Annotated in this window: 15 protein-coding genes and 1 pseudogene; 6 read left to right on the top strand and 10 right to left on the bottom strand. The window is 57.9% G+C overall.

The features are described from left to right. Positions 1 to 40: 40 nt before the first annotated feature. From ASF29_RS11195 to ASF29_RS11220, 6 genes and pseudogenes are all read right to left on the bottom strand, one after another. Positions 41 to 1,876: pseudogene (locus ASF29_RS11195) on the bottom strand (potassium transporter Kup); the annotation flags it as partial. 96 nt (positions 1,877 to 1,972) lie between these two features. Continuing rightward, positions 1,973 to 2,950 (bottom strand): magnesium transporter CorA family protein, encoded by a 978-nt coding sequence (locus ASF29_RS11200; protein WP_062450774.1) that lies wholly within the window; start codon positions 2,948 to 2,950, stop codon positions 1,973 to 1,975. 391 nt (positions 2,951 to 3,341) lie between these two features. Beyond that, the gene (locus ASF29_RS11205) at positions 3,342 to 4,481 is read right to left on the bottom strand and encodes an Mrp/NBP35 family ATP-binding protein (protein ID WP_062451021.1); all 1,140 of its coding nucleotides are present in this window, start codon (positions 4,479 to 4,481) and stop codon (positions 3,342 to 3,344) included. A 111-nt stretch (positions 4,482 to 4,592) separates the two neighbouring features. Continuing rightward, positions 4,593 to 5,816, bottom strand: a complete 1,224-nt coding sequence (locus ASF29_RS11210) for a CmpA/NrtA family ABC transporter substrate-binding protein (protein WP_062450775.1) — start codon at positions 5,814 to 5,816, stop codon at positions 4,593 to 4,595. A 78-nt stretch (positions 5,817 to 5,894) separates the two neighbouring features. Further along, complete coding sequence (locus tag ASF29_RS11215) at positions 5,895 to 6,635, bottom strand: LuxR family transcriptional regulator (RefSeq protein WP_062450776.1); 741 nt, start codon at positions 6,633 to 6,635, stop codon at positions 5,895 to 5,897. 175 nt (positions 6,636 to 6,810) lie between these two features. Further along, on the bottom strand, positions 6,811 to 7,611 hold the full coding sequence (locus ASF29_RS11220; protein ID WP_062450777.1) for an IclR family transcriptional regulator: 801 nt from the start codon (positions 7,609 to 7,611) through the stop codon (positions 6,811 to 6,813). 115 nt (positions 7,612 to 7,726) lie between these two features. On the opposite strand from ASF29_RS11220, the gene ASF29_RS11225 reads away from it, so the two are divergent. Genes ASF29_RS11225 through ASF29_RS11240 form a run of 4 tightly spaced genes read left to right on the top strand, consistent with a single transcriptional unit; the run spans position 7,727 to position 10,951 of the window. Continuing rightward, positions 7,727 to 8,500, top strand: a complete 774-nt coding sequence (locus ASF29_RS11225; protein ID WP_062450778.1) for an SDR family oxidoreductase — start codon at positions 7,727 to 7,729, stop codon at positions 8,498 to 8,500. Next, positions 8,500 to 9,417: a 2-dehydro-3-deoxygalactonokinase gene (locus ASF29_RS11230; protein ID WP_062450779.1), complete on the top strand. Its 918-nt coding sequence runs from the start codon at positions 8,500 to 8,502 to the stop codon at positions 9,415 to 9,417. Before ASF29_RS11225 ends, ASF29_RS11230 begins: the two co-directional genes overlap by 1 nt. A gap of 10 nt (positions 9,418 to 9,427) precedes the next feature. After that, positions 9,428 to 10,060, top strand: a complete 633-nt coding sequence (locus tag ASF29_RS11235) for a 2-dehydro-3-deoxy-6-phosphogalactonate aldolase (protein WP_062450780.1) — start codon at positions 9,428 to 9,430, stop codon at positions 10,058 to 10,060. Between the two features lie 3 nt (positions 10,061 to 10,063). Continuing rightward, positions 10,064 to 10,951 carry an SMP-30/gluconolactonase/LRE family protein gene (locus ASF29_RS11240; RefSeq protein ID WP_062450781.1) on the top strand — a complete coding sequence of 296 codons (888 nt, stop codon included), beginning with the start codon at positions 10,064 to 10,066 and terminating at the stop codon, positions 10,949 to 10,951. 64 nt (positions 10,952 to 11,015) lie between these two features. Here ASF29_RS11240 and ASF29_RS11245 read toward each other — a convergent pair whose 3' ends face one another. Together ASF29_RS11245 and ASF29_RS11250 are read right to left on the bottom strand one after the other, a co-directional pair. Further along, positions 11,016 to 12,374 carry an EAL domain-containing protein gene (locus ASF29_RS11245; RefSeq protein WP_062450782.1) on the bottom strand — a complete coding sequence of 453 codons (1,359 nt, stop codon included), beginning with the start codon at positions 12,372 to 12,374 and terminating at the stop codon, positions 11,016 to 11,018. A gap of 138 nt (positions 12,375 to 12,512) precedes the next feature. Further along, positions 12,513 to 14,180, bottom strand: a complete 1,668-nt coding sequence (locus tag ASF29_RS11250) for a response regulator (RefSeq protein WP_062450783.1) — start codon at positions 14,178 to 14,180, stop codon at positions 12,513 to 12,515. A 338-nt stretch (positions 14,181 to 14,518) separates the two neighbouring features. On the opposite strand from ASF29_RS11250, the gene mutL reads away from it, so the two are divergent. Continuing rightward, positions 14,519 to 16,336, top strand: coding sequence for a DNA mismatch repair endonuclease MutL (gene mutL, locus ASF29_RS11255; protein WP_062450784.1), 1,818 nt, complete (start codon positions 14,519 to 14,521; stop codon positions 16,334 to 16,336). A 74-nt stretch (positions 16,337 to 16,410) separates the two neighbouring features. After that, entirely contained in the window at positions 16,411 to 16,647 is a 237-nt protein-coding gene (locus ASF29_RS11260; RefSeq protein WP_062450785.1) for a DUF2093 domain-containing protein, read from the top strand. Positions 16,648 to 16,730: 83 nt separating this feature from the next. Here ASF29_RS11260 and ASF29_RS11265 read toward each other — a convergent pair whose 3' ends face one another. Continuing rightward, on the bottom strand, positions 16,731 to 17,054 hold the full coding sequence (locus tag ASF29_RS11265) for a hypothetical protein (RefSeq protein ID WP_062450786.1): 324 nt from the start codon (positions 17,052 to 17,054) through the stop codon (positions 16,731 to 16,733). Positions 17,055 to 17,204: 150 nt separating this feature from the next. Further along, positions 17,205 to 18,236, bottom strand: coding sequence for a tetraacyldisaccharide 4'-kinase (lpxK, locus tag ASF29_RS11270; protein ID WP_062450787.1), 1,032 nt, complete (start codon positions 18,234 to 18,236; stop codon positions 17,205 to 17,207). Positions 18,237 to 18,322 lie beyond the last annotated feature (86 nt).

Raw genomic sequence — 18,322 nt, forward strand, 5'->3', positions numbered from 1 at the left:
GGGTGGCGTTCGAACGTTGCATATAAGAAGACAGTCTGCGTCAGATCACGACGTGGGAGCCGAGTTCGACCACGCGGTTGGCAGGCAACCGGAAATAATCCGAGGGGTCGGCTGCCGTTTCGGCAAGCGCTATGAACAGCCTGTTCTGCCAGCCGGGCATACCCGACTTCGGGTCTGGCACCAGTTTGCGGCGACCCAGATAGAACGACGTCGACATGATATCGAACTTGTAGCCGGTGCGGCGCAGATAACCCAAGGCCTGCGTGACGTTCTGCGTCTCCATGAAGCCGAAATGCAGTTCGACGACGACGAAGCGTTCGCTGACCTTGGTGATCGTGTAGCGTTTGTCCGGATGGACACGTGGCGTGTCTTCCGTGCGGATGGTCAGGATGACGTTCTTGTCGTGCAGGACGTGATTGTGTTTGAGATTATGCAGCAGCGCAGCCGGTGCAGTTTCAGGATCGCCGGTCAAAAAGATTGCCGTGCCGGGAATGCGGACCGGCGCATGGGCGCTTTCCTTTTCGACCGATGACACGAATGCTTTCAGCGGAACATCGGTGCGGCGGGTCTTGGCAAACAGGATTTTCGATCCGCGCTGCCACGTCGTCATGATGATGACGAAAGCCACGGCCAGCAGCACCGGCACATAGCCGCCATCATGAATCTTCAGCAGGTTTGCGCCAAGGAAGATCAGCTCGAGCGAGATGAAGGGGAAGATAACCAGTGCAGCGACGGTGCGCGACCACTTCCAATGGCTGCGGGCGAACTGGAAGAACAGCAGGCTGGTGACGACCATCGCACCCGTGACCGAGATGCCATAGGCCGTTGCCAGTGCGTCCGAGCTCTTGAAGGTCAACACCAGAGCGACGACCCCGAACAGCAGGATAGTGTTGACCGAAGGAAGATAAATCTGCCCGGTGTTGGTTTCAGACGTGAAGAGAATTTCCATGCGCGGCAGATAGCCGAGGTGGATGGCCTGACGGACCAGCGAGAAGGCACCTGTTATGACTGCCTGACTCGCGATGATGGTGGCCGCCGTTGCCAGAATGACCGCAGGCAGCAAGGCCCATTGCGGGAACATCAGGTAGAATGGGTTGGACATCGCAGCCTGGTCTTTGAGAACCAGAGCGCCCTGCCCAAGATAGTTCAGTGTCAACGCCGGGAACACCAACACAAACCATGCCCACTGGATGGGTTTGCGGCCAAAATGGCCCAAATCCGCATAGAGGGCTTCGGCGCCGGTGATGGTGAGGAACACCGCACCAAGAACGACAATGCCGTAAAAGCCTTCGGCCAGCAGAAACTCGACGGCGTGGTAAGGATTGAAGGAATAGAGAATGCTGTAGTCGTCGGAAATATGGATCAGTCCGACAAAGCCCATGACCAGAAACCAGACAGCCGTAATCGGACCGAAGAACTTGGCAACGACCTCCGTTCCATGGGACTGGATGGCAAAAAGCCCGACCAGAATGCCCACGGATATGGGAATGATGAACTCATCCATCTGCGGCGTGACGAGTTTGAGACCTTCGACCGCTGACAGCACCGACAGCGCTGGCGTAATCATGGCGTCGCCGAGGAACAGCGCCGCACCGATCAAACCCAGCATGATGAGGAAGCCGCGCTTGTTGCCGGCTTTTTTCATAAGCAGCGCCAGAAGCGACAGCGTGCCGCCTTCGCCATCATTGTCCGCACGCAGCAGAAAACAGATGTATTTGATGGTGACGATAATGGTCAGCGACCAGATCATCAGGGAAATGAGGCCGATGACCTCCGCTTCCGTCAGACCGTCGTGCGAGATGGGCTTCAGCGCTTCCCGAAAAGCATAGAGCGGGCTGGTGCCGATATCGCCATAGACGACGCCGATCGAACCCAGCATTGCCGCAAACAGACCCTTCAGACGGTGATCACCCGCTTCCGGCTTGTCGTGGCTTTCCTTATCCAAGGCATGAGACATGGTGTTTCTGACCGGTTAGAGCCAGCCCTTCCAACGGAAAATGATGAACGGAATGATGGCCGATATGAGCATGATGAAAACTGCCAATGGGTACCCGTAGGACCATTGCAACTCCGGCATGACCTGAAAGTTCATTCCGTAAACGGAGGCCACCAGCGTTGGCGGTAAAAAGACGACCGACGCGATGGAGAAAATCTTGATGATGGCGTTCTGCTCAACATTGATGATGCCGAGCGACGCATCCAGCAGGAAGGTGAGATTGCCTGATATAAAGGAGGCATGCTCCGACAGGGACTGAATGTCCCGGCCGATGGAGCGCCCCATTTCCTTGGCTTCCTTGTCCTGCTGGACATTCGGGGTTGCCTGCAGAAACGACTGCAGACGGGCAAGCGAGGCGAGGCTGTCGCGAACTTTGGAAATCAGCCGGTGATACCCGGAGATATCGGCAAGCTTGTCTTCCAGATAGCGTGGAGCCTTGCGCTTACTGCGCGCCTGTTCCCCGAAAATACCGGCGGCGACCATATCGATGCGGATCACCGAATTTTCGAGAATTTCCGCCGTGCGGTCCACGATGGTTTCGAGAAGTTTCAACAGCAGCGCGGTGCCGCTTCGCATTTCATGCGGCACGCGGGTAATGGCGGCGATGAAGAGGTTGAAGGATTTCGGCTCCGCGTAACGAATGGTGACCAGCCGTTTTCCCGCCAGAATAAAAGCAACGTCGGTCAGGCGCGGATCGGTCGAGTCGGCGTTCCAGACCAGAGAGCCCGTCATGAAGACATTGCCGTCTTCCATATAGAGGCGGCTGGACGGCTCGATGTCCTTCAAATCTTCGCGCGTGGGCAACTCCACGCCGAGCAGCTTCTCGACATGTATTTCCTCGGCCCGCTCCGGGTTGATCAGGTCGATCCAGACAATATCATCCGAAATCTGCAGGACCTCTGGGTCCGCCGACAGGCTGATTGCCTCGCAATTCGAGCGATAGGCTTTGATCAATCAGTTTCTCCGGTCAGCACACCGACAAGTGCCGGAAAGCTGCTCTAACACATCATGTGTGGCTTCCGCAAACGTCCAGAATGGACGGCGGATCAAACGGCGCGGCGTATGCTCTTTATGCCCACAAGAATCAAGGAGTATTTTTCACGGTCCCGTCACATCAAAGGACCGAAAGACGGGGCACCGGGCGCATCTTTGCGTTGGAAAAGTCTGACGAGGCCAATCCTATATGCAATAATAAACATTCTTTATCAACGGCTTGGTCATAGTTCGTACATCTGACATTCTTCCCGCTAAACCAGAAATGTGTCCGGCAACACTACTTAAACGCGGCAGTGTCAAGCCGTACGAAAGAACGAGTGCTATGCGTAAGGTGCATCGATTGCGGCTCCTAATCGAAAACAATGCGCGGTGCCGGTTTGCGTAGACCCGCTCCGATCTGGTTCCAGACGCCCTGTGCGATCTCGCGGTAGATCAGCGCCTGCGGGCCATCTGGCTCGGCCACGACCACGGGGGTTCCGGCATCCGATAACTCCCGGATGGAGATCGTCAACGGCACTTCACCGAGGAAGGGAACACCGATCCGTTCCGCTTCTGCCTTGGCACCGCCATGGCCGAAAATATCGTAGCGTGCACCGGTGTCCGGCGCGATGAAATAGCTCATATTTTCGATGACACCCAGCAAGGGCACTTCGACCTTCCTGAACATTGTGATCCCCTTGCGGGCATCGATCAACGCGAGGTCCTGCGGTGTCGAGACGATGACGGCGCCTGCCAGCGGCACCTGCTGGGCGATGGTCAACTGCGCGTCCCCGGTGCCGGGCGGCATATCCAGGACCAGCACATCCAGCTCGCCCCACGCCACTTCGCGCAGCATCTGCATCAGCGCCGATTGCACCATGGGACCTCGCCAGATCATCGCGGCTTCCTCATCCACCAGAAAGCCCATGGACATGACCTTGAGGCCGTAATTTTCCATAGGAATAATGGTGCGGCCTTCGCCCTGCTGCGGGCGACCGGACAGCTTCAGCAATCGCGGCAGCGAGGGGCCGTAAATATCCGCATCCAGTATGCCGACGCGCAGGCCCAACGTCTGAAGGCCTAATGCAAGATTGACGGCGGTGGTGGACTTACCGACGCCGCCCTTGCCAGATGCCACGGCGATGATGGCGCCAATGCCGGGTACGCCCGCCTTGCTGCGTGATGGCTGACCGGACGACGCCGTCGATGGCTGCGGCTTTGAGGCAGAGCCGGAGCGCGCAGCCGGAGCGGAGCCGGGTTTGCGATCTGCCGTCAGCGCGACCATGGCCGATTTTACGCCCGGCACGGAGAGGGCTGCCTTTTCAGCGGCAAGCCGCAGCGGCTCCATATCATCGGCTTTCTCTGCCGGAACGGTTATGGAAAAAAAGGCCTTGCCATCTGCAATGAAAATTTCCGACACCATGCCCAGCGCGACGATGCCTTTATCGCTGCCCGGATAGACGACGCTTTCGAGTGCCCGCTCGATCTGCTTCCTGTCGGCCTGTGTCATGTCTGTTTCCATTGCGCTTCATCCACAGCCACTCCATACCCAAGTGCTGCGGTTTCGCCAATGATAAAGCGCAACGCCCTACGCTTCAGCGACCGGCGGACGCTTTTGGCGTCAGGTATCTAGGCCAGCGTCGAACTTCTCCGGATCGAAGATGCGTCCGTCAAAGAATGTGTCAGGGCCGAGAACAAGGCCGGAGCGGGAGGCGCCGACGTGAACGGGCACCTGCAACGTGCCCTCCAGCTTCATGTTGGCTGATGGAACGGGCGCGAAGATCGGCTTGACCGCCTTGCGGAAGATATCGGGACGAAAAGCTTCGCAGGCGGCTTCATAAGCCTTTGCATCCGTCGCGAACTCCGGCGGGCAGTCCTGCCAGCGCAGCATCTGGCTGAAAAACCACAAAGCCTGACTCTGCCACGGAAAATTCGCGGCCTTGCTGCTCGTGGAAAAAAAGCCGTGGCATTCGAGCAGGCGGGCGGGCGAGTGCGGAATATAGCCGGTCAACGCGGGCAAAATCAGATCGCCCTCCACCGCCAGATAGTGAGGCGATGAAAGAATGCCTGCCAGTTCCTCTATATTGGCATGGCTGGAGCACCATTCTCCTGCCCTGTAGAGCGCACGCAGCAGCGCTTCCAACGTGGCAGGCTCGGCGTCCGCCCAATCGCGAGACACCGACAGCACCTTCTCAGGCGCGTTTTGCCAGATATGCATCTTGGTGGTCGCAATGCGCGCAGTACCATGCAGGACAGCGGCGCTCCCATAGGGTTCGGCCCCGTAAAATCCATCGATCTCACCCGCTTCAAGCTTGTGCGGCATGTCCGCAGGCGGCATTTCGACAAGCGTGACGTCGCGTCCGTTTTTCAGGTGTGCACTGTCCAGCAGGTAGCGCAGTTCGAACATCGAAACCGACAGGAGATGCTCCACGGCAAGAACCAGTGGCTTTAACTGCGCGGCCTGCCGCGAGGCTGCGACGCGGGACACAGCGCGGGCAAGTGTGCCGGGATCGGGAACCTTCATCCCCTGCTCGGCCAGATCATCGTGCAGTTCCTGCGAAACCACGAATGCCGCGCCGCCCGTTGCCAGCACAAAGGGCGCGACAAGGTCTGATGGAAGTTCGGGTACGCCGAGTGCGCCCGCAACGGGAATGGATGCGGGAAGATGCAGCCCCTGTAGGTCACCGGCGTGCCATTCGGTCAGAAGATCGCGCACAGACGGCTTTTTCATCAGGCTTAGGGCGACGCCCTCGTCGGCGGCAAATCCCTTTTCAGCAGCAACAACGAGGACCGCGCAATCAATCGTCGGAGAAAATCCGGCCTTGAAGCTTCTCGAAGCTGCCAAACGAATCTCCTCTGCCGCCAGCACCTATGAGAATTGCGCACGTTGGCACATATAACAATCGAAAAATCGAAAATATTCCTATTTTATTAGCCCTACGCGCAATGCCTTTGCCACGGCCTGCGTTCGGTTGACCGTATCGAGCTTCTTGGTGGCCCGGTTTAGGTAATGATTGACGGTATGTTCCGACAGGGCAAGAATCTCGGCGATTTCCGCGCTGGTTTTTCCTGCCGCCGTCCAGTTCAGACAGTCGATCTCACGATCCGTGAGCGTACCCGGAACACGCGCATCGAGGCTGCGAACATAGGCAAGGTGGCTGAACACATGAGCCGATACATAGGCGATCTCGGCCACGAATCTCGGCGTGAAATCGGATTTGTTGCCGTGAAACGAAATCGCTCCCCGCTGGCCAGTCGCGTCCTGCACCGGACACCAGAGCGCATGGACCATATCAAAGCGGCCGAACAGCTCCGTGATGGTCTTGGCCATGGCATCGTCCTGACCGCGGGATACGAATTCGGCGTCTACGACGAATGGCACGCAGGACTGCTTTAAAGCGCGCAGAACATTGCTGCGCGGCAAGAGTCCCTCATGGTCATACTGATGAAGCAGTTCCGCAGGCCAATTGGTGATGACCGTATATTGAGAAAGTTCAAGGGCGATGTGGGACGGAATGTGGACGACCATGAAGGCTTTCATGCCCCATGCTTCGGTCAATTTTTTGAGAAAGCGGAAGATATCGAATTGGGTTTTGAGCCCAGCCACCTCTTGCGCGATTTCTGCGCCGGGGACGGAAAGCTGAGAGACGTCTCTGTTCAACATAGGTTTTAAATTCTTTGCGAGGCGAACTTGAAATGAAGTGTATTGGTAGCAGAAAATTGTTGTGTCTTGAATATCAAGACGTCAATTTTTTGCAAACAAAAGTTGATCAGCCCGTGCATCGCACGCGTGATGTCCGAGTATTGTTTTTAAGTTTTATTGCTTAAATTCTGTTTTCTTACTCATGCGATGGTGGCAATCGCACCGTTAGTTCACAAGAAATGTTTCGCGCTGCCTCAATAATAAGCGCCGACCAACTTTCCAGTCGTTCCCGTGTCAATCTATAAGCGGGGCCGGTAACTGAAATTGCCGCGTGGATACGCCTTCCCGGGGCAGAAACAGGAACCGCAATACATTGGATTCCGACTTCGTGTTCCTCCAGATCGAAGCCGTAACCTTGCTTGCGAATGGCCTCCACCTCCTGCCTGAGGCGGTGGGGTGAGGTAATGGTATTTGCAGTGTAGGGTTGAAACACCATGCGTAAGAGTGCCCCCTCCAGTTCGCTTTCCGTCAGAAGCGACAAGGCTGCCTTGCCCACCCCGGTACAGTGGGCCGGGGAGACGCGACCAATCTGCGAATGCATGCGCACGGCGTGCTTCCCATCCAGCTTGTCGAGATAGACGATTTCCGCCCCGCGCAAGATGCCAAGGTGAACCGACTCCTGCGTCTTCTCGTGCAGAAGCCGCAGGTGCGGGACGGCTACCGAGCGGATATCGCTTCCGCTCCATGCCTGCGAAGCAAAGGTCAACAGGCGGATACCCGCGACATAAGTCTGATCGCCCCTCTGCTCGAGCAGACCTTCTTCGAGAAGGTGGGCAAGCTGACGGTGAAGGCTGCCGCGTGGCTGGCCACACCGCTGCAGTATATCTGTAAAGCGGGGCGGTTGCGGCGACATGACCACAAGTTCAAGCAGGGAGATCGCCTTGCCGAGCGTGCCTGTTGTGCTTTCACCAGTCCGCCTGTCATCAACGCCTGCCATATTATTCTCCACGCGCGCACATGCCGTGCTTGACATAGGGTCGAGGGCAAGGGCACTATTCCGACAAATGAAACTTAGTTCCAAATAATGGAACTTGCAATCCTTGTCTGGTGTCATGACGCTGAAAAATTCCGAGCAGCTTTCCGAATTTGCAGATGAGGGTATTCTCATCACCGGCGGCGGTTCGGGTATCGGTGCGTCGCTTGTGGAGGCTTTCGCCGAGCACGGCGCGAAGGTCGCCTTCATCGACATCAACGAGGCTGCCGGGCGGAAGCTGGCCGAAACACTGTCTTTACGGACACGACATCCAGTATCCTTCGTCCATGCCGATCTCCGCGACCAGTCGCAACTGGAACGAGCCGTAGCCGACGCTGCCGGGGCAACCGGCGGCATCAAGGTTCTGATCAACAATGCCGCGTGGGACGACCGGCACGACATCGACACCGTCACCAGCGACTACTGGGACCAAAATCATGCCGTCAATCTGAAGCCCGTCTTCTTCGTCACCCAGGCGGCGCTGCCGCACCTGCGCCAGGCGCGGGGTGCATCTATCATCAATTTCTCGTCGATTTCTTATCTTCTGAATATGGGCGAATTGCCGGCCTATACCGCCGCAAAGGCCGGTATCGTGGGACTGACCAAGAGCCTTGCCGGTCGACTGGGCCGCGAAGATATTCGCGTGAATGCCGTTCTACCGGGAATGATCGTCACGGAGAGACAGAAGCAGCTTTGGCTGACGGACGATTCGATTTCGCAAACTGTCGCCCGCCAATGTCTTAAACGTGCGCTGACTGCGGAAGATCTTGTGGGACCCTGCCTCTTTCTGGCCTCTTCCGCATCCGCCGCCATGACGGCGCAAACAATCATCATCGATGGAGGTCTATTGTAATGTCCGATGCCGCATTCGTTGCCGTGGACTGGGGTACGACCAGTTTCCGGCTTTGGCTGATCAGCAGATCCGGCGAAATTCTGGGCGAAAGACGCAGTTCCGAAGGCATGACCACGGCGATGCAGGCAGGTTTTTCCAAGGTCCTCGCCTCGCATCTTTCGGCGCTGTCTGCGCCATCGGGATTGCCGGTGATCATTTGCGGCATGGCGGGTGCGCGACAGGGCTGGGTCGAAGCCGGTTACGTGGATGTTCCCGCCGATCTCAAGGATGTCCTGAAGGGCGCGGTTACTGTGTCGGGCGAAGCGAGCGACGTTCGCATTCTGCCGGGGCTCGCCCAGCGGTCCGCGCAAACGCCGGATGTGATGCGCGGTGAGGAAACCCAGTTGCTGGGCGCGCTTTCCGCCGACTATGAAACCGGCGAACAGCTTGTTTGCATGCCCGGAACCCATTCAAAATGGGTCAATGTCCGCGATATGAAAGTAACCGGATTTTCGACCTTCATGACCGGAGAGCTGTTCGACGTTATTTCCAAACATTCCATCCTCTCGCATGCGGTTGCCAACGCGGACGCCTTTACCGGCGATCTGCCTGCCTTCCGCGATGCTGTGACCGACAGCTATGCCAACCCGCATATGGCGACGAACCGGCTGTTTACGGTGCGCTCGGGACAATTGCTGCATGGCCTGTCCGCCACCGATGCCAAAGCCAAGCTTTCCGGCACGATGATCGGGCTTGAGATTGCCGGCGCGCACGCCAATGCTGCGAAAGCCGCAAAGGTGGTTTTGATTGCGTCCGGTTCTCTCGGCGAACTCTACAAGGCAGCATTCGCAGCACTTTCCATGGATTACGTCACCATCGACGCCGATGAGGCGGTTCGCCGCGGACTTATCACAGCCGCAAACGCCATTTGGCACTAAGGAAGTCATCATGACACGCATCCCCTTCCCTCAAATGAAGTACCCTCTGGTCGCAATTCTTCGCGGCATCCGACCTGAAGAAAGCGAAAGCGTCGTCACGGCGCTTCTCGAAAGCGGCCTGCGCGCCATCGAAATTCCGCTTAATTCTCCCGACGCCTTCCGCTCCATCGAAATTGCGGCAAAGCTTGCGCCCGCCGATGCACTCATTGGGGCTGGCACTGTCTTGACCGTGGACGACGTGGCGAAACTCGATGCGGCCGGTGGCCGGTTGATGGTCAGCCCCAATGTGGATGTCGATGTCATCAAGGCCGCCTCCGACAAAGGCATGGTGACCATGCCGGGCGTATTGACCCCGACGGAGGCGCTGCTTGCGCTCAAGGCCGGTGCGACAGGTTTGAAATTCTTCCCCGCCAGCGTGCTTGGCCCATCTGGCATCAACGCCATCCGTGCCATTCTGCCGAATGACACGCTGGTGGCGGCAGTCGGCGGTGTGTCCGACAAGAATTTCACCGACTACACAAGCACCGGGATCACGGCCTTCGGTCTTGGCACCAGCCTCTACAAGCCTGGAATGACGGCAGGCGGCGTGCGGGAACGTGCGATTGCCACCGTCACCGCCTATGATGCAGCAATGGGAGCATGAACCATGGCCGAAATCCACGAATTTGCAGGTAAGGTTCTCGACCCGGCACAGATGATGCTGGGCGAAGGTCCAAGTTTCGATCCCATCACCAACACCTTGTGCTGGCTGAACATACTGGGCAAGGAATTGCACGAACTGGATCTGGGCACACAGACCAAAACGGTTCACGCCCTGCCCTTCATGGCAAGCGTGGTGGCACGCATCGACGACAAAAAGCAGTTGCTGGCATCGGACGAAGGTCTGTTCATTCGGGACCGCGCAACCGGCGATCTCTTCCTGCATGCGGATTTCGAACCGGGCAAGCCAGGCAATCGCTCCAATGACGGGCGCGTGCATCAGAGCGGCGCGCTGTGGATCGGCACCATGGGCAAGAAAGCCGAGGACGGTGCAGGCGCCATTTATCACGTCGCCAAAGGCGTCGTGACGACATTGTTCGAAAACATCAGCATCACCAATGCCATGTGCTTTTCACCAGATGGAGCAACCGGCTTCTATGTCGACACGCGCGCGAACCGGCTGATGCGCGTTGCTCTCGACCCCGACACGGGACTACCAACAGCCAAAGCCGAGGTTTTCGTCGATCAGGCCGGAAAAGACGGCGGAATCGATGGGGCTGTCTGCGATGCCGATGGCAATATCTGGAATGCGCGCTGGGGTATGGGTGCCGTGGATCGCTATTCCGCCGATGGGCGGCATGTCGCGCGCTACAAGGTGCCCGCCAAGCAGACGACCTGCCCCGTGTTCTTCGGCGCATCGGCCAATCGTATCGGCGTGACATCGGCCTGTGAAGGGCTGGACGACGCGACCATCAAGGCCAATCCGCTCTTCGGTGCCACCTTCGATCTCGGTATCGAGGTCAACGGCATGTTGGACCACGCCTACAAGGCTTGATACCTCAACCGGCAAGCCCAAAGGCTGACAATCGCGATCCTTTAAACCGTTGCAAGGATCGCGATCAGGTCGAACGGCTGACCGACGCCATGTCGCGGTAATTTTCCTGCAGGTAGCGATGGGTCGCGGCGGCATCGACCGGGCGACCGTAAAAATAGCCCTGCCCCATGGCGCAGCCCAGGCTGCGCAACTTCTCAGCCTCGCTCTTTTCTTCGATACCCTCTGCCACCACCTCGAGATCAAGGCCATCGCACATCGCGACGATGGCCTTGATGATATGTTCGGATGGACGATCCGTGCTGATGCGCGACACGAAGGCGCGGTCGATCTTGACCTTATCGAAGGAGAAGTCACGGAGCCGCCCAAGACTAGACTGTCCCGTTCCGAAGTCATCGAGTGAAATTCGAATACCGGCATTCTGCAGTTCGGTGAGAATGCGTTGCGCCGTATCAGCCGATGTCATGACCGCCGTCTCGGTAATCTCCAGCTCCACACGACGTGGATCGAGCCCGACCCGCCGTAGGATGGACAAAATATTCGCAGCCGTACCCGGATCCATCAACTGTGCCGAAGACAGGTTGAAGGACAGAAAAAGCTCCCGTGGCCAGGACAGCGCAGCTTCAGCTGCCTTACGAAGCAGCATTTCCGACAGTGCGTCGATGAAACCGCGCTCTTCCGCCAGCGGAACGAACACGGCAGGAGAGACAAAGCCGAGATCGGGATCGTTCCAGCGCGCCAAAGCCTCGAAACCAATCACCGTCGCATCCGTCAGACGGACGATGGGCTGGAAATGCACATCGACGGAATCAGTGATGATCGCGTGTCTCAATGCCTGTTCGAGTTGCGTGGCACTTTTCATTTCCTGAGCGATTTCGCGCGAATAGACCGTGATCTGACCTCTGCCGCGACGCTTGGAACGGTAAAGTGCCGTTTCTGCGCTCTTCAGCAAATCCTCGAAGTCATCGCCTGCAAATGGGTAGATCGCAAAACCGAAGGAAGAGGACAGGCGAACGTTTCTGTCTCCCAGATCATAGGGTGCAGACAGCACGTCCTTGATCATCTGGCCGACGCGCTCTGCACCGGTGCGCTCAAACACGAGCGGCAGCACGAAAGCGAACTCATCACCGTCATGGCGGGTGACAATCGCACCATCAGGCACACAGGCCTTGAGACGATGCGCCACCTGACACAGGATCTCATCGCCCGCCTGCATGCCGAAGAGATCGTTGATCGGCTTGAAACCGTCAATATTCGCAACGCCGATCGTAAAGGGTGCCGGGTCGCTTGCCCGCTCTGCGGCCAGCATGCGGACCTTGTCGCGAAGCCGATAGCGGTTTCCCAGACCCGTCAACGGATCGCTATAGGCCATGGCCTGCAACTCGTGCTGGCTTACCTGCGGCGCATTGGACTCTGGCGATTTCATTCGCGCATCCCGATTGATGGATTGTAGGAAACGTGCACGGCTTCATCATTCTGATTCTTGCGAAGCACTATCGCTGAACTGTATAAAATAGCCACAGATTTTCAGGGTAAAGTGCGCTGTTAAGGTGCAGTCTTTGGCTTAGCCGCGCACCTGATACTCCCGTTGCGGAAGATGACGCTTGAACAGCACTTCCACCATATCCGGGCTGACGGGTTTCAGAAGCATATCGTCCATCCCCGCAGCAAGACAGGCCTGCCGGTCGCCATCGAAAGCAAGCGAGACGACGCCAATGATCGGGGTGCGATCGCGCTCCGCGCCCATCATGTTGCGCAATCGGCGTGCCGCCTCGAAACCATCCATATCCGGCAATGTCGTGTCCAGCAGAATGAAAGAAGGCCGTTCCTGCTCAAAGGCCTGAAGCGCATCCTTGGCGGTCGCCGCAATCTTGTAGCTCAAGCCGAGACTTTCCATAATCTGGGAGAAAACGATCTGATTGATGTTGTTGTCTTCGACGACGAGAACATCGAGAGCGGTCTTTTTGACGGGTGCCGGGCCGACACCTGTCGAAATCTCCCAGGCGCTGTCGGGCGACGGCAAGGACGCGAGCACTTGGCTGTTCAGCCGAAAATGTCTGGTGAGCTGGCTGATAAGCGAGCTTTCCAGCAGAAAATCGTCCACGGTAAGGACGTCCACACCGAAGGACTGCGGTAGATCGAGACAGGCCATGTCTAGCTGCACATCGACGATGACGAGGTCGATCCGCACGCCTGCCGATGCGGCAAATTCCATGAATGCCCTCTGCTCCGTCAGGCTTGCAGCGACCGCGCAATCCACACCCACGGTTACCATTTTCTTGCGGGCGACTTCACCGAGCAGCGCATTCGGCGTCACCAGCAACATGCTGCGGCCCTTCAGGATTTGGGCCGCCTGATGATTTTCATCGTCCATATAAGACGACGCGACGAAGGAGATGTGCTCCAGACCTCGGATGACGCTTTTGCCATCGGAGCCTGCCGTCGAGAAGGCTGTGACATCGTCCATGGTCGTGACGAGAAAATAGCGACCGGGCTTGCCCACGCGCTGTTTTCTGGTGATGACGAGGACCTCTTCGCCGGTTAACCGGGTTATCCGCTCAGGCAGAATGGCGGGCGTTCCCGTCTCGAGAACATGCCGGTCCATGGCATCGATGCGCGAGGCAAGCGGGTCTGAATGAATGTCTGAGACGGTGCGACCAAGAATGAGATCGCTGGACGTTTCCAAAAGCGTGCAGCCCGCCTTGTTGACCGCGACATAGGTCGTGTGGCGATCCTTGACGAAGATCGACAAAGGCAGCGTATCCAGGATTTCCTCGGTCAGTTGGACCCGCTCGATGTCCGAGCGCCACTGGTCTTCGCGCTTCTTCTGTTCGGAAATATCGGAGATGACGCAGATGCCGATGCCGGACGGCATGCGGCGCTTCATGACGCGCAGCCAGCGATCGCCAGCGGTCTGCTCTACGGATTCGGATCGCTCTTTCCAGTGTGATGCAAGCTGTTCGGCAATCCAGTCTTCCCGCTCCACGCTGTGGGAAAGCGCTTCATCACCCGATGCGCGCTGGCAATCGTAAAGTGCGGCCAAGAAGTCGCGCAGGCGAGTGCCGACAGCGACTTTGGTTTCGCACACGGCGAAGTGAGTAAGGACACGGCGGCTGGCAAAGACAATCTGGTCGTGACGGTCGTAGATGATCAGCGCAGAGGAGATCGCGTCGCAAACGGCGTCGAACATGGCAGTATGAATGTCTGCGCAGATCGGCGCCTCATTCGTCATTGCAATTCCTCACACGCACGTCTCAAGCGAAATTTTCACTCACAAAAAGATTGGCCAATGACCGTACGGAAATGGATAAAATTTATGGACATGCGGGGTTGAGACTTGAAGCAAACCTTTTCATATGATGCGACGGCCCCAGCTTTCCGTCGCATGCCCCGTCAAACCAACGGGATCATGAATGCTGCACTCATTTCAAGCTGAAGACAGAGTAAACCCTTTACCTTAAAAGGCACTTAACATCGCCATTTGGAAAAATTGGCGGGACAACCGGCCTATATGCCGTTCTGTGCACGAATTCTCTTTCACAAGACCCGCGAATCCACGAAAATGACCCCATGTCCATCAAGCAGCTTTCCGAAACACTGATCAACCAGATCGCAGCAGGCGAGGTCATCGAGCGACCATCCAGCGCGGCCAAGGAGTTGATCGAAAACGCAATCGATGCGGGCGCGACGCGCATCGAGATCGCCACGGCAGGAGGTGGAAAGGGGCTTGTGCGCATCTCCGACAATGGCTGTGGCATGTCGGCCTCCGATCTCGAACTGGCGATCCGCCGGCACTGCACCTCGAAAATTTCCACGACGCTGGACGATATCAGCACATTGGGCTTTCGCGGCGAGGCCCTGCCCTCGATCGGTTCCGTCGCCAAGCTGACCATCACCAGCCGTCAGCAAGGCGCACAGGAAGGTGCCATCATTTCCGTCGCCGGCGGCAAACTGTCGCCCGTCAGACCCGCGCCGTCCAATACCGGCACGATCGTGGAGGTTCGCGATCTCTTCTTCGCCACGCCCGCTCGCCTGAAATTCCTCAAGACGGAAAAGGCCGAGGCTGCGGCAATTACAGACGTCGTCAAGCGCATGGCGATTGCCTTTCCGAACATCCGCTTCGTGCTTTCGGGGACAGACCGCTCCACGCTAGAATTTCCAGCCACCGGCGATGATCATCTCGCGCGCATGGCGCAAATTCTCGGTGCCGATTTCAAGGACAACGCCATTGAAATCGATGCGGAGCGCGAAGACGTCACCCTCACGGGATTTGCGGGCGTGCCGACCTTCAATCGCGGCAACTCGGCGCATCAATACATGTTCGTCAACGGTCGCCCCGTTCAGGACAAGCTGCTGTTATCAGCCCTGCGCGGTGCCTATGCGGAAACGATACCGCATGGCCGTTACCCGATCGCCGTTCTGTCGCTTCAGCTTGATCCGGCGTTGGTGGATGTCAACGTGCATCCGGCAAAATCCGATGTCCGTTTTCGCGACCCCGGCCTGATCCGTGGACTGATCGTCGGTGCCGTGCGCCAGGCCTTGACCCGCGAGGGCGACCGCGCCTCGACAACGGGGGCTGCCCAGATGATGAGTGCGTTTCGCCCCGGCTACAGCCCTTCGACGGTTCGCTCTTACGCATCGCAAGCGTGGACGCCTGCCTCCTCGCCCTCACGCCCCCTCTCTATGCCGAACGATCTGGCCCTGCACGAAACGCCGCAGTCTCAATTCGCCGATATCACCATGCCGACGGCGCGAACCGACACAGCTGGCACCTCAGGCGACAGTGCCGGTGCGAACGAGCCATCCCGCTTTCCACTCGGAGCGGCCCGGGCGCAGGTCCATGCCAATTACATCGTCGCCCAGACGGAAGACGGCCTTGTGATCGTCGATCAACATGCCGCGCACGAACGTCTGGTGTTCGAGGAAATCCGCAAGGCGCTGCATTCCAAGCGCCCTGCGTCGCAAGTTCTGCTTATTCCCGAAATCGTCGACCTTCCGGAGGAGGATTGCGACCGGTTGATGGAGCATGCCGAAAGCTTCGACAGTATGGGCCTTGCCATCGAGCGGTTCGGACCCGGTGCCGTTGCCGTGCGGGAAACACCCGCCATGTTGGGCGAGGTCAATGTGCAGGGCCTTGTCCGCCAGCTTGCCGATGAGATTGCCGAATGGGACACGGCTGGCAGCCTTGCGAGCAAGCTGGAATATGTGGCCGCGACTATGGCGTGCCACGGGTCGGTCCGCGCTGGTCGCCGTATGCGCCCGGAGGAGATGAATGCCCTCTTGCGCCAGATGGAAAACACTCCAGGTTCCGGCCAGTGCAACCACGGTCGTCCCACCTATATCGAACTCAAGCTTTCCGACATCGAAAAGCTGTTCGGCAGAAGCTGAGATATTCCCCGCCAGCAGTCTGGCATTATGGCGTAGGCTTCACTAAAAAGGCGGTGTGTCAGGAGATGAGACGGATGAACAGATTTGAAGGCGGCGGCAATCGCGAAGCAAAGGTCGAATATCTCGATGGCGACATGCGCATCGTGCAGACCGGATCGCATGTCATCTGCGCAATGACGGGCAAACAGATCCCGCTCGATGAACTCCGTTACTGGAACGTTCTGCGCCAGGAACCCTATGCGGATGCGGCGGCGTCACTGGAAGCAGAAAAACGGGCGGGCGCCTTGCCCAACCAGAAGCGCAACGCCTGATCCCAGAGCGTTGCCTTGTTAGATAGAAACACTCTAGCATGACTCACCAACAAAAAAGCCGGGTTTCAAGCCCGGCTTTTTCTTTAAGGTGAGGTAGTATTGGTGGAGCTTGGATTGCGATCCGTGCCCTCTGTGGCGGGGGCCGAGCCAGAAGGCTGGTTGTTGTCGAAACCCTGACCGCTCTGCGCTCCTGGATTGGCCGCAGGTGCTGAAGAAGCGGGGCCGGGTGCGGGCTGGGTTTCTGTCGTGGCGGGCGCGGTGCTTTCGCCCCATGTCTCGGCTACGAGCCAGACTGCTCCCGCAAGCAGGAGACTGATGATCAGAATCACCAAAACGGGGCTACCCTTAAAACCCTGGCGACTTTCGCGGGGGGTGAACACCTTCTTTTCCGTATTTTCCTGCGGCATGAAAATCCTCCTGAAACCAGAGAGCGAACAAAACGGCGCTCATATCATCAGGATAAGCATCCGAAAGGCAGATAGTTCCTTCGGCTCATATATTCGGCACAGACTGACATGGTGCCGCGACGGTGTGTGCTGTAGCCGGAGCTTTCGAGGTCAGGCCTGCTGAAGCTTGCGGCGACGGCAATTCTGTACGGCGGTATCGATGATCGCACCGGCAGCATTCGGATCGTCAAATACCATGTCGATATCGATGACCAACGTAGTCTCAAGCAATCTGGCGGCATCGCCGTGGTGCCCTTTGAGCCGCACGGCGTCTTTGGCTGTGGTGACCGGTAACAGGTTCTGCCTGGACGTCTCATCCAGAAGATCGCGAACTTCCTCATCGCTGAAATGATGGTGATCCGGAAAAGATCGTTTGGTGACGATGTTCCCGCCAAGTTGCTCGATCGTGCGGTGAAACTTCGCGGGATCGGCGATGCCCGCATAGGCGAGCACGCGCTTTCCCACAAAATCGGGCTGAGGCCGTGGCTGGATCGATGAAACGAAGATCTGCTTTCCGGCGCGTGCCGCGGTGCGCACGATGGCGTCCGCTGCCTGCCCGTTACCAACTTTCAGGATGGCGGTCAGCTGCCGCATCTGCTCGTCGAGAGGCGCACGAACCGGGCCACCGGGAACGAGATGACCATTGCCGATGCCGCGCTGCGTGTCGATCACCACAAGCGCATAGTCAAGCGTCAGCCGCGCGCTTTGAAAACCATCATCCATGATGATCAGATCCACGCCTTCCGAAACAAGACGGCGTGCGCCCTCGACCCGTCGACGAGAAATGACGGTGATCGCCTCTCGCGCCAGCAGCAGGGGCTCATCGCCCACATCGACAGACCGATGATGATCGGCATCCACCAGTGTTGTGACGTCCAGCGTGCCACCATAGCCGCGACTGAGAAAACCCGGCTTGAGGCCTTTGTCCAGAGCAGCCCGTGCGATGGCAATGGCGGTAGGCGTCTTGCCCGCGCCGCCGACGGTGAAGTTGCCGATACAGATGACTGGAACCGAAACGGAGGCACGCTTTGCCGTTTTCATCCTCTTGCCGGCGACTTTACCGTAAAGAAATGAAAAGGGTGCCAACGCCCAGGCCTGCCAACCGGACTTTTCCCACCAGAATGGCGGCGCTTCCGAAACCATCCGTCCCCAAACTCCCGCGTTCCCTTATTGGTCGCAGCAGCTATCTGCCAGAAAAGTAAGGATTTTGCAAAGACCGCCCGTTGCCG

Source organism: Rhizobium sp. Leaf262 (assembly GCF_001422245.1).
Lineage (GTDB): Bacteria > Pseudomonadota > Alphaproteobacteria > Rhizobiales > Rhizobiaceae > Agrobacterium.

Bases quoted from the DNA above. Each gene is read 5' to 3' on its own strand.
- ASF29_RS11205 (WP_062451021.1), bottom strand. From the start codon at position 4,481: ATGACACAGGCCGACAGGAAGCAGATCGAGCGGGCACTCGAAAGCGTC.
- ASF29_RS11215 (WP_062450776.1), bottom strand. From the start codon at position 6,635: ATGTTGAACAGAGACGTCTCTCAGCTTTCCGTCCCCGGCGCAGAAATC.
- ASF29_RS11220 (WP_062450777.1), bottom strand. From the start codon at position 7,611: ATGGCAGGCGTTGATGACAGGCGGACTGGTGAAAGCACAACAGGCACG.
- ASF29_RS11225 (WP_062450778.1), top strand. From the start codon at position 7,727: ATGACGCTGAAAAATTCCGAGCAGCTTTCCGAATTTGCAGATGAGGGT.
- ASF29_RS11230 (WP_062450779.1), top strand. From the start codon at position 8,500: ATGTCCGATGCCGCATTCGTTGCCGTGGACTGGGGTACGACCAGTTTC.
- ASF29_RS11235 (WP_062450780.1), top strand. From the start codon at position 9,428: ATGACACGCATCCCCTTCCCTCAAATGAAGTACCCTCTGGTCGCAATT.
- ASF29_RS11240 (WP_062450781.1), top strand. From the start codon at position 10,064: ATGGCCGAAATCCACGAATTTGCAGGTAAGGTTCTCGACCCGGCACAG.
- ASF29_RS11245 (WP_062450782.1), bottom strand. From the start codon at position 12,374: ATGAAATCGCCAGAGTCCAATGCGCCGCAGGTAAGCCAGCACGAGTTG.
- ASF29_RS11250 (WP_062450783.1), bottom strand. From the start codon at position 14,180: ATGACGAATGAGGCGCCGATCTGCGCAGACATTCATACTGCCATGTTC.
- mutL (WP_062450784.1), top strand. From the start codon at position 14,519: ATGTCCATCAAGCAGCTTTCCGAAACACTGATCAACCAGATCGCAGCA.
- ASF29_RS11260 (WP_062450785.1), top strand. From the start codon at position 16,411: ATGAACAGATTTGAAGGCGGCGGCAATCGCGAAGCAAAGGTCGAATAT.
- ASF29_RS11265 (WP_062450786.1), bottom strand. From the start codon at position 17,054: ATGCCGCAGGAAAATACGGAAAAGAAGGTGTTCACCCCCCGCGAAAGT.
- lpxK (WP_062450787.1), bottom strand. From the start codon at position 18,236: ATGGTTTCGGAAGCGCCGCCATTCTGGTGGGAAAAGTCCGGTTGGCAG.